The 9,971-nt window shown below is 51.0% G+C and carries 9 protein-coding genes; 2 read left to right on the forward strand and 7 right to left on the reverse strand.

The genetic code is table 11. The features are described 5' to 3' along the window. Positions 1-29: 29 nt before the first annotated feature. A complete protein-coding gene (locus B2Y11_RS04095) occupies positions 30-872 on the forward strand; it encodes a MetQ/NlpA family ABC transporter substrate-binding protein (protein ID WP_291056544.1) in 843 nt (280 codons plus the stop codon). 160 nt (positions 873-1,032) lie between these two features. Here the strand turns inward: B2Y11_RS04095 and B2Y11_RS04100 are convergent, their stop codons facing one another. The 7 genes from B2Y11_RS04100 to B2Y11_RS04130 all read right to left on the reverse strand — a co-directional run bounded on the left by B2Y11_RS04100 (position 1,033) and on the right by B2Y11_RS04130 (position 8,552). Next, on the reverse strand, positions 1,033-1,803 hold the full coding sequence (locus tag B2Y11_RS04100; RefSeq protein ID WP_291056547.1) for a TatD family hydrolase: 771 nt from the start codon (positions 1,801-1,803) through the stop codon (positions 1,033-1,035). Beyond that, the gene (gene metG, locus B2Y11_RS04105) at positions 1,803-3,752 is read right to left on the reverse strand and encodes a methionine--tRNA ligase (RefSeq protein ID WP_291056549.1); all 1,950 of its coding nucleotides are present in this window, start codon (positions 3,750-3,752) and stop codon (positions 1,803-1,805) included. Before metG ends, B2Y11_RS04100 begins: the two co-directional genes overlap by 1 nt. Positions 3,753-3,861: 109 nt before the next feature. After that, entirely contained in the window at positions 3,862-4,701 is an 840-nt protein-coding gene (gene rsmI, locus B2Y11_RS04110; RefSeq protein ID WP_291056552.1) for a 16S rRNA (cytidine(1402)-2'-O)-methyltransferase, read from the reverse strand. Beyond that, the gene (locus B2Y11_RS04115) at positions 4,698-5,444 is read right to left on the reverse strand and encodes a tRNA1(Val) (adenine(37)-N6)-methyltransferase (RefSeq protein ID WP_291056555.1); all 747 of its coding nucleotides are present in this window, start codon (positions 5,442-5,444) and stop codon (positions 4,698-4,700) included. Before B2Y11_RS04115 ends, rsmI begins: the two co-directional genes overlap by 4 nt. Next, positions 5,437-6,276, reverse strand: coding sequence for a PSP1 domain-containing protein (locus B2Y11_RS04120; protein ID WP_291056558.1), 840 nt, complete (start codon positions 6,274-6,276; stop codon positions 5,437-5,439). Before B2Y11_RS04120 ends, B2Y11_RS04115 begins: the two co-directional genes overlap by 8 nt. Continuing rightward, complete coding sequence (locus B2Y11_RS04125; RefSeq protein WP_291056561.1) at positions 6,264-7,289, reverse strand: ATP-binding protein; 1,026 nt, start codon at positions 7,287-7,289, stop codon at positions 6,264-6,266. The genes B2Y11_RS04120 and B2Y11_RS04125 overlap by 13 nt, the downstream gene beginning before the upstream one ends. 123 nt (positions 7,290-7,412) lie before the next feature. Further along, entirely contained in the window at positions 7,413-8,552 is a 1,140-nt protein-coding gene (locus B2Y11_RS04130) for an HAD family hydrolase (RefSeq protein ID WP_291056564.1), read from the reverse strand. Positions 8,553-8,719: 167 nt separating this feature from the next. Here B2Y11_RS04130 and galE point away from each other — a divergent pair, with 167 nt between their 5' ends. Next, on the forward strand, positions 8,720-9,709 hold the full coding sequence (gene galE, locus B2Y11_RS04135) for a UDP-glucose 4-epimerase GalE (RefSeq protein ID WP_291056567.1): 990 nt from the start codon (positions 8,720-8,722) through the stop codon (positions 9,707-9,709). Positions 9,710-9,971: the final 262 nt, after the last annotated feature.

Below are 9,971 nucleotides of genomic sequence, written 5' to 3' on the forward strand. Positions count from 1 at the left end.
CAATTCAAAAGAGAAAGGAAGTTTTACTCATGTTTAAGAAATTAGCGATTGCCGGTCTTTGCGCACTCTCCGCAGCAGCATTTATCACCGGCTGCGGTTCCAGCCAGAAGCCCGCATCCTCTGCCGCTGCCTCTGCTCCTGCAGAAAAGAAAGAAATCACCGTAGGCGCTACTGCCGGCCCCCATGCGGAAGTAGTAGAAGCTGCCGCCAAGGAAGCTGAAAAGAACGGCCTTAAGGTCAATGTAAAGGAATTCTCTGACTACATTACCCCTGACCAGGCACTGGCAGACGGGGATCTGGATATTGTCGTATACCAGCATAAACCCTTCATGGAAAACTTCAACAAACAGCACGGCACCCATCTCACCGATATCGGCCGGGCCATCCTCATGCGCATGGGCATCTACTCCAATAAGGTGAAAGACGTGAAAGACCTTCCCGAAGGTGCTACCGTTTCCATTCCTAACGATCCCACCAACGAAGGCCGCGGTCTCCAGCTCCTTGAAAAGGCAGGCGTTATCAAGCTGAAAGAGGGCGTAGGCATGAAAGCCACCCCTGCTGACGTAGTAGAAAACCCGAAGAACATCCAGTTCAAGGAAATCGAAGCTGCCCAGCTTCCAAGAAGCCTTGACGATGTAGATGCTTCCGTCATCACCATGAACTACGTCATGAGCGCAGGCCTCTCTCCTGACAAACAGGGTATCTTCCTGGAAGACAAGGACACCCCGCTGGCAGTCATGATCATCGCTGTCCATGAAAAGGACAAGGATCAGCCGGCTTACAAGAAATTCGTACAGGCCTACCAGTCTGACGCAGTGAAGAAATTCATCGCAGAAAAATACAAGGGCACCATCGTTCCTGCATGGGACTAATGGGTTGTCCGACATAAAAAGGGGCTGTGAAAAAATGCAAATCATTTTTTCACAGCCCCTTTTTTCATGCCCTTTGGTCTGTGCCCCTTTCCGGCTTGACACTGCTGCTGTCCATACCCACAGGAAACAAAAACCCGACAGACAGAGCCGTCGGGTTTTCTTATTCTTTTATCCCATACACATGCATACCGTTTTTTCCTGTTTCTTCGATGACTTTTTCCACCGTAAGCCCCTTCAGCCTGGCAATTTCTTCTGCCACGTAAATGACATTGGCCGGCTCGTTCCGCTTTCCCCTGTTGGGAGGAGGCGTGAGATAGGGGCTGTCCGTTTCAATAAGAAGATATTCCAGAGGAATGTCCCTGGACGCTTCCTTCAAGCGGCGGCTGTTTGGAAAGGCAAGGGGTCCTGCAAAGGAAATATAGAAGCCCATTTTTATCAGTTCCATTGCCATTTCAAAGCTGCCGGAAAAGCAGTGCATAATGCCTCTCATACGGCTGCTTTTATGCTCCTTCAGGATGGCCAGCGTATCTCCGTGAGCTTCCCTGTCATGGATAAGGAAGGGCAGGTCCAGGTCTTTGGCCAGTTCTATCTGTTTTCCAAACCATTTTTTCTGGGTTTCCTTATCGGAATAGAAGAAATGGTAGTCAAGCCCGATTTCTCCGATGGCCTTCACCTTGGAGGAGCCGGCCAGGTCTCCGATTTTCTGCAGGATTTCTTCTGTTCCGTTCTTTGTTTCATGGGGATGAATGCCCACGGCCGCAAAGACCGGTGCATAGCTTTCCGCCAGACGAACCGCCTTCAGGCTGGTTTCATAGTTTTCTGAAGGAATCACCACATAGTCCAGCGCCTTTAAGGTGCGGGCCATGACTTCATCCCGGTCCCTGTCAAAGGCTTTGTCATAGAGGTGGGCATGGGTATCGAAGGGTTTCATTATTTAACCTTGCTGCCGGCAGGCATATCCACGAAGGGAACCTTCAGTTCCCCATCCTTGGAAGCGGCCAGAACCATACCCTGGGATTCAATGCCCATGAGCTTGGCAGGTTTCAGGTTGGAAACGAAAATGACGTGCTTGCCGATCAGGTCTTCCGGCTGGTAGTATTCGGAAATGCCGCTTACCACCGTTCTTTCATCGCCGTCACCAAGGCTCACGGTCATCTTAATGAGCTTTTTGGATTTCTTCACCTTTTCAGCTGTCAGAATTTCTGCTACCCGAAGGTCTGTCTTAAAAAAGTCGTCAATGGAAATGGAAGCCTCTTTTTCTTCTTTCTCTTCTTTGACTTGCTTCTTTGCCTTCTGTTCCTTCTTTTCCACCTTCGGCGCTTCTTCCTCTTCGATTTCAATACGCGGGAAAATGGGGTCGCCCTTATGGGTCATGGTTCCGTCAGGAATGCCGCCCCATACCAGATCCTTGTAGCAGGCATCCTTGAAATCGGTAAGGCCCAGCTGGTTCCAGATTTTCTCAGCGGCAATCGGAATCACCGGTTCGGAGAGAAGGGATACGAAACGAAGACCTTCACAGAGATGGTACAGCACTGCATCCAGCAGATCCTTCTTAGCCGGATCCTTTCCCAGCGCCCAGGGCATGGTCACATCAATGTACTTGTTCAGGGAGCGGATATAGGTCCACACAGCTTTGAGGGCATCATTAATCTTCCAGTTATCCATGCCGCTTCTGAAGGCAGCCAGTGTTTCCGCTCCATGTTTTTCCACTTCTTCGGAAGCCCTGGCAATAACAGGGTCCAAGGACGCATCGCCCTTATGGAGGACGCCGCCGTTGTACTTGTTCACCATGGACAGGGTTCTGTAGAGCAGGTTGCCCAGGTCGTTGGACAGGTCGGAATTAATGCGGGCGATGAGGCGGTCACGGCTGAAGTTGCCGTCCTGTCCCAGCTGGATATCATTCAGGAGATAGTAACGGATGGCATCGGAGCCGAATTCGCGGAGCAGCGGAATGGGATCAATGACATTGCCCTTAGACTTGGACATCTTTTCGCCGTCCACAATGAGCCAGCCATGTCCATAAATCTTTTTCGGCAGTTCGATGCCAAGGCTCATGAGCATGATGGGCCAGATAATGGTATGGAAACGGACGATTTCCTTCCCTACCAGATGGACATCAGCCGGCCAGAATTTCTTGAATTTTTCAGGGTCGTCCACAATGCCGGCGGCAGTGAGGTAGTTCACCAGGGCGTCAAACCATACATACACCACATGTTTGGGGTCAAAAGGAACGGGAATGCCCCAGGTGAAGCTGGTACGGGATACGCAGAGATCCTCCAGTCCGCTCTTGACGAACTGGATCATTTCATTTCTGCGGGATTCGGGCTGGATGAAATCAGGATGTTCTTCAATATACTTCATCCACTGATCTGCATACTTGGACATTTTAAAGAAATAGGCATCCTCGCTTACCCGCTGCAAAGGACGGCCGCAGTCCGGGCAGATATGGTCCGGGGTGAGCTTGTTTTCCGGCCAGAAGGTTTCATCGGGAATGCAGTACCAGCCTTCATACTTGCCAAGGTAAATATCTCCCTTGTCATAGGCCCGCTGGAAAAGCATCTGTACCACCTTCTTATGCCTTTCTTCCGTAGTCCGGATGAAATCATCGTTGGAAATATTCAGTTCCTTCCAGAGCTGCTTGAAAAGGGCCACAATGCCGTCTACATACTGAATCGGTGTGACGCCTGCTTCTTCTGCCTTCTGCTCGATTTTCTGTCCATGTTCATCGCTTCCGGTGAGGAAGAAAACATCATAGCCGTCCAGTCTTTTGAAACGGGCCATGCTGTCTGCAATGGACGTACAGTAGGTATGTCCGATATGGAGCTTGGCGCTGGGATAATAAATAGGCGTGGTAATATAGTACGCTGGTTTTTCACTCATAAAAAAGGCCTCCTGCATTGTATTGGTAAAAAGAAAGTCCATTTCTTTTTGTCTGCAATATTGTTTATTATAACTCTATATAAAAAGATATACAAATAGGCTGGTTCCTTTATTTCTTCAGGAGGAACTGGTACACTTCCCGCCGGGACAGGTTGTACTTTCCTGCCGCCTGGCGGGCCGCTTCCTTCAGGGGAAGAGTTTCGGCCAGTTTCAATGCTTCTTCCTGCCATGTGGTTTCTTCGCCTGTTTCCTCTTCCATGGCTTCGTTCCACCCTTCCACCAGGATTACATATTCGCCCCGGGGGTCTTCTTCGTCCATGTGAGAACGCAGGGAGGAAAGGGTCCCCCTTTCAAAGGTTTCAAATTTCTTGGTCAGTTCTCTGGCAGTGACTGCTTTCCTGTCTCCCAGAAATTTAATGAGGGTATCCATGGTTTCTTTAATGCGGTGAGGCGCTTCGTAGAAAATCAGGGTCACCGGCACATGGCCCATATCCTGAAGCAGCTTTTTCCGTTTCGCCGTGATTTTGGGAAGGAAACCGATAAAAGCAAACTGCCGGGCATCCAGGCCGGAGGCAATAAGCGCCGTAAGAGCTGCATTGGGGCCGGGAAGGGGCACCACCGGAACAGCCGCTTCAATGGCAAGCCGTACCAGATCAGCGCCGGGATCGGAAATCACAGGCATGCCTGCGTCGCTGACCTGGGCCACCGATTTTCCCTCCTGAAGGCAGGAAACGAGCTTGGGCCCTGCTTCCTTTTTATTATGTTCATGGTAGGACACCACATGGCCTGCAATGCCCAGATGATCCAGCAGGATGCGGGTATGGCGGGTATCTTCGCAAGCAATGATATCTGCCTCCTTCAGCACTTCCACCGCTCTTTCCGTAATGTCCGCCAGATTTCCGATAGGCGTAGGTACCAGGTAAAGGGTACCCGGTTTGACTTCGTTCATGGATTCTCCTTCCCGTATATGTCAAGAATTTCCTTTGTATAGCTTCCGTCGCTGTTATGAATAAGAAGGGGCGGTTCTACTGCCATTTCCGCATGTCCCCCGTATTTCCATTCCAGGAGCACCCGCACCGCATTATGCCCTTTTCTTGCGTAGATAAATCGCATCCTTTTGGGTTCCATGCCATATTTCCGTCCCAGGGCAATAAGGTCCGCCGTGCGGTCGGCCCTATGTACCATGGCCAGCCGCCCGCCGTATTTCAAAAGGTAGCGGCTTGTTTTAAATACTTCCTCCAATGTGGCGTAAAGTTCATAGCTGGCGCCGGCCACGCCCTGATTCTCGCTCATTTTCCCGCTGCCCACTTCCCTGTAGGGCGGATTGACCACCACTAGAGAAAAAGAGCCGGAGGGGAAATATGCATTCACCTTCCGGTAATCACAGGGAACTACATGAATCACCGATTCTTTCCCGTTGCCCTTCACATTTCTGGCAGCCAGGTCCGCCATGACAGGATTCACTTCCAGGGCCGTAATGTCCCTTCCTCCCAAGGCGGACATGAGGAGGGCAATCACACCGGTGCCGGTGCCCAGGTCGCAGATTTTGTCCTTTGCTTTGATGGCGGGGTAATGGGCCAGCAGCACCGAATCAATGGAAAAGCAGAACTGGTCCGGCCGCTGGATGAGCTTCATGCCATCCCGCACCAGATCGTCCAGCCTTTCCCCTTCCTTCAATTTCCAATCAGTCATTTTCTTCCTGCTCCACAGCATCCCAGGGCAGAATTTTCGTCTTCTGTCCTTCCAGCTGTATCTTTACCGTATGCTTCTGGCTGTTTACATAGAGCACCTGTCCGCTGCCCTCATCGGTAATGACCTTCATGCCCACCCGGAACCTGGGGCCCCGGTTCTGGGACATGCAGCATCTTTTTCTCTTGCTGTTTTCCCCTTCGTACTGATCATTTTCATAGCGAAGGCAGCACATAAGCCTGCCGCAGACGCCGGAAATCTTGGTTGGATTCAGGGACAGGCCCTGGTTCTTTGCCATTTTGATGGATACCGGCGCAAAATCTCCCAGAAAGGTAGCGCAGCAGAGGGGCCTGCCGCAGGAGCCGATGCCCGAAACCTGTTTTGCTTCGTCTCTTACTCCCACCTGCCTCAGCTCTATGCGGGTATGGAAAACAGAGGCCAGTTCCTTGACCAGCTCCCGGAAATCCACCCTGCCGTCGGAAGTGAAGAAGAAGACGATTTTATTTCTGTCAAAAGTGTATTCCGCCCGGAGAAGCTTCATAGGTACCTTGAATTTTTCAATTTTCTTCAGACAGATGTCAAAAGCTGATTTTTCTCTTTCCTTATTCCGCTCCAGCTGGGCCATATCCTTTATGGTAGCCTTGCGGATGGCCGGTTTTAAAGGCGCATCCTCGTCAATGGCCGGATTTTTCGGCATAATGACCACATTGCCATACTCCAGCCCCCGGGATGTTTCCACTATCACTCCGTCATCCAGATGGATGTCCAGATGATTGGAATCAAAATAATAAATTTTACCTGCCGGCTTAAAACGGACACCGATTACCTGATCCATTCTTTTTCGCCTTTCTGTATATGTTCAAACGTAATGAGAATCATATCCCAAATATTTTTCGTATTAATATATCTGGCCACCGCCGTTTCTGCCGTCTTCAGCGCCATCAGGGCCTCTTCCCCCTTCCATCCTTTCCAGAAGGGAGCAAGCCTGCTCTCCCGCTCCGCCACGGAAACACAGCGCAGAGCCTCCCTGTTTCCTGTTTCCGACAGAATAAAGATATCCCTCCCCACCAGAAGGATCCAGCGAAGCATTTTCAGGAAATCCTTCCGTTCCTTGAACTGCATAGTACTCAGTGAAGAGAAGGGCGTACTGCTTTCGGTTACCGTTTCCCAGAACTCCATGGCACTGTCCGGCTGGGCACTTCCTTCTTCGTCGCACACTTCCAGCGTAATGCCCGGGTTACCTTCAGAAAGCTGAAAGAGGATTTTCTCATCCATCCCCTTCGGAAAATGCAGCTCCTTCCTGGAATGAAGGAAAGAGAAATAATCCTCCATGCCAAGAGGCAGGAATCCAAACCTTTCTCCCCGTGAAATAATGGTGGGAAGCAGGGCATCCAAATCGTGGGTAATAAGGATGAAATGGATATTTCCTTCCGGCTCCTCCAGTGTCTTCAAAAGGGCATTGGCCACCGGATCCATCATGGTCTGGGCTTCATCGATAATGCACACATGAGGTTTCTCGTCAAAGGACGCCATGGCCTCCAGAAATGTGCGGAACTGTTCGATTTTGAGCTCCATGCCCAGGGGGCGGAGATACCACACCTGGTCATCGGCCAGGGTAATCACAGCCATCTTTTTCTTATCCTCTTCCGAAAGGAGGGACAGCTCTCTGAACAGTTTATCCTCCATGCCTGTCAGAAGACCGGCCAGATCGAAGGCAGCGGTGGTCTTTCCCAGACCCTCATCTCCATAAAAAATCATGGTATGGGGAAGCCTGTTTTCATCATACAGCCTTTTCAGTTCTTTCTTTACTTTTCCCTGGCCGTACACATGAGGGAAAAAAACAGCCATACATGCCTCCTTCAGTCTGCCTGAAAAAACAGCAGAACTCATGAATATTCTACCATGACTTCCGGCAGACTGCAAAAAGACGGCCTGCTGGGATATGGTAAAAATCTGCCGGCCCAGGTACGATTATTTGCCAAAAATCACTTTTTCAATGTCCGTAATCCGGTCTACAGAAGACACATTTTCTCTTTCAAACATGGGCGCTGCCCCTTTGCCTTCCAGCCCGGTGAGAATGCCGATGAACTTCGTTCCCGCCCGGCGGCTTCCCAGCACATCGGAATAGGAATCGCCGCACACATAGATTTCATCATCGGGAAGAGGCTTCATGGCTTCCTTCAGATAGGCTTCATAATTTTCCCTTTTCCGCCCGTAAACGGCGCAGCTGAAAATGAAAGGCTGCGGTTTATCGGGCACAGGGCAGTGGAACATTTCCGAAGCCTCCACCGCATCGGAGGCAGTCGCCAGATAGAGGGGATCAAATTCTTCATACCAGTGGAAAATCTTAAAGGGAATTTCCATTTCCTCCCGGGCCCTGCCGGTGGCCACGGCAATATCAAAGCCCCTTTCCTTAAGACGGATAAAAAGGGAACGGATAGCTTCCGCCGGTGCCAGAGGCACTTCCCGGGAAAGGAATCCCTCTTTCCCGCCACTGTAGGGCACGTGATGGAGAAGGGAAATAAAGGTATCGTCCCCCAGGTACCAGGCCTGGAAGGCTTCCGTATGGATGATCCAGAAGGAAGAGCGGAGAAGCGCCCAGTCCGTGCTGCTGCCGAAATCAGAAGCCATCCCATGGGCCAGATGGGTAATCACATCTTCCCCTTCCAGTCCTTCCAGAAGAGTTTCTTCCCATTTCCGCAGTATGTCTTCCGCCTTCGGCACAGGCAGCCCCATGAGCAGGAGACCTGCCTCCTTCATATCCGAAGGTTTGTCAAAAGCAAGGGCCACTTTCTCCCCGCCGGAACGCTCTTCATAGGTCTTAGCCATAATCCACAGCGCCGTAATGAGCCAGCAGTGCACCATGTCCCAGTTGGAATTGATACCCCGGGCCTTCAGGAAGGCCAGCAGGCTGTCATTTCCCCACACCCGGCTGCGGCAGGAAGCAATCTGCCCCTCGGTCACATGGCGGGCATCAAAATCCTCACCCTCCAGGGGAAGGCCCATATAATCCTTGCTATATAAAATCTCCCACACCGTAAGGGCGGACACATCAAAATAACGCTCCTCCGACAGGAGCACTCCATCCACATCAAAAATAACCTTTTTCATTTTGTTCCTCCGTTCTTCACCATCACCGGTTTTTTCCATTTTATCATATTTACAGCAGGCCCACTGATAAAATCGCCTGCCGCTCTCTTCTTTCTACCATCTATCGTCTAACTTCTATCGTCTCTTTATGATATACTTATATTAATTCACAATACAGGAGGCTAGCCATGAATATTTTAGTTACCGGCGGCGCCGGATACATCGGATCTCATACCGTACGAACCCTTCTGTCATCCGGTGATTTCAAGCCCGTTGTTTTTGATAACCTGGCCACCGGCCATGCAGAATCGGTGCCGGAAAATGTTCCTTTGATTAAAGGTGATATCCACGATATTGATTTCGTGGCAGATACGCTGAAGGAATATGATATTAAAGGGGTCATTCACTTTGCCGCCTACTCCCTGGTAGGCGAATCCATGGTGGATCCTGCCAAGTACTACATCAATAATGTGGAAGGCACCCTCAATCTTCTTCTGGGCATGAAGAAGGCAGGGGTGGATAAGATTGTCTTCTCCTCCACCGCCGCCGTTTACGGCGAACCGGAAAAGACGCCGATTGAGGAAGATTTTCCCCACAATCCCACCAATGTATACGGCCGCACCAAGCTGGTGATTGAAAACATGATGCGCGATTTCACCAGCGCCTACGGACTTCACTATGTGGCCCTCCGCTACTTCAACGCCGCCGGCGCCGCCCTTGACGGCTCTATCGGCGAAGATCACAATCCGGAATCCCACCTGATTCCCCTGATTCTGAAAACCGCCCAGGGCGTACGGGATCACATCGCCATTTACGGCACCGACTACCCCACCCCCGACGGCACCTGCATACGGGACTACATCCATGTCCTTGACCTGGCCGACGCCCATGTGCTGGCCATGAAATACCTCATGGGCGGCGGAAACAGCACCTACTTCAATTTGGGCAGCGAAAAGGGATTCAGCGTACGGGAAATCATTGAAACGGCGAAAAAAGTAACCGGCATTGATTTCAAAGTGACGGAGGAGGCCCGCCGCACCGGCGACCCAGCCGTTCTCATCGCCTCTTCCCAAAAATGCAGGGAAACACTGGGATGGCACCCTGTTCATTCCAACACCGAAGAAATCATTGCCTCCGCCTGGAAATGGCATAAAGAGCATCCCTACGGATATAAGTGACAGCGTCTTTGGCGCTGGGGGTTGACGGCCCTGACGGGCCAAAGGTTCTTAAGGTTCTAAAGTTTGACAGCGGCTCCGCCGCTGAGGGTTGTTGTCCCACCGCCTGCTTCCGCAGGCGGTGGGACAACAACCCTCGCGCCACGAGCGCGTCAACTTTAAGAACCATCGGGCCCGAAAAGCCTGTCAATCTAGGGAAGCACTGATTAAATCGTTATCGGATTTCATTCTTGAATTTTTATTCAATGCAAGGAATAAGTCGACG

This window comes from Dialister sp. UBA1703, assembly GCA_002320515.1.
Lineage (GTDB): Bacteria > Bacillota > Negativicutes > Veillonellales > Dialisteraceae > Dialister.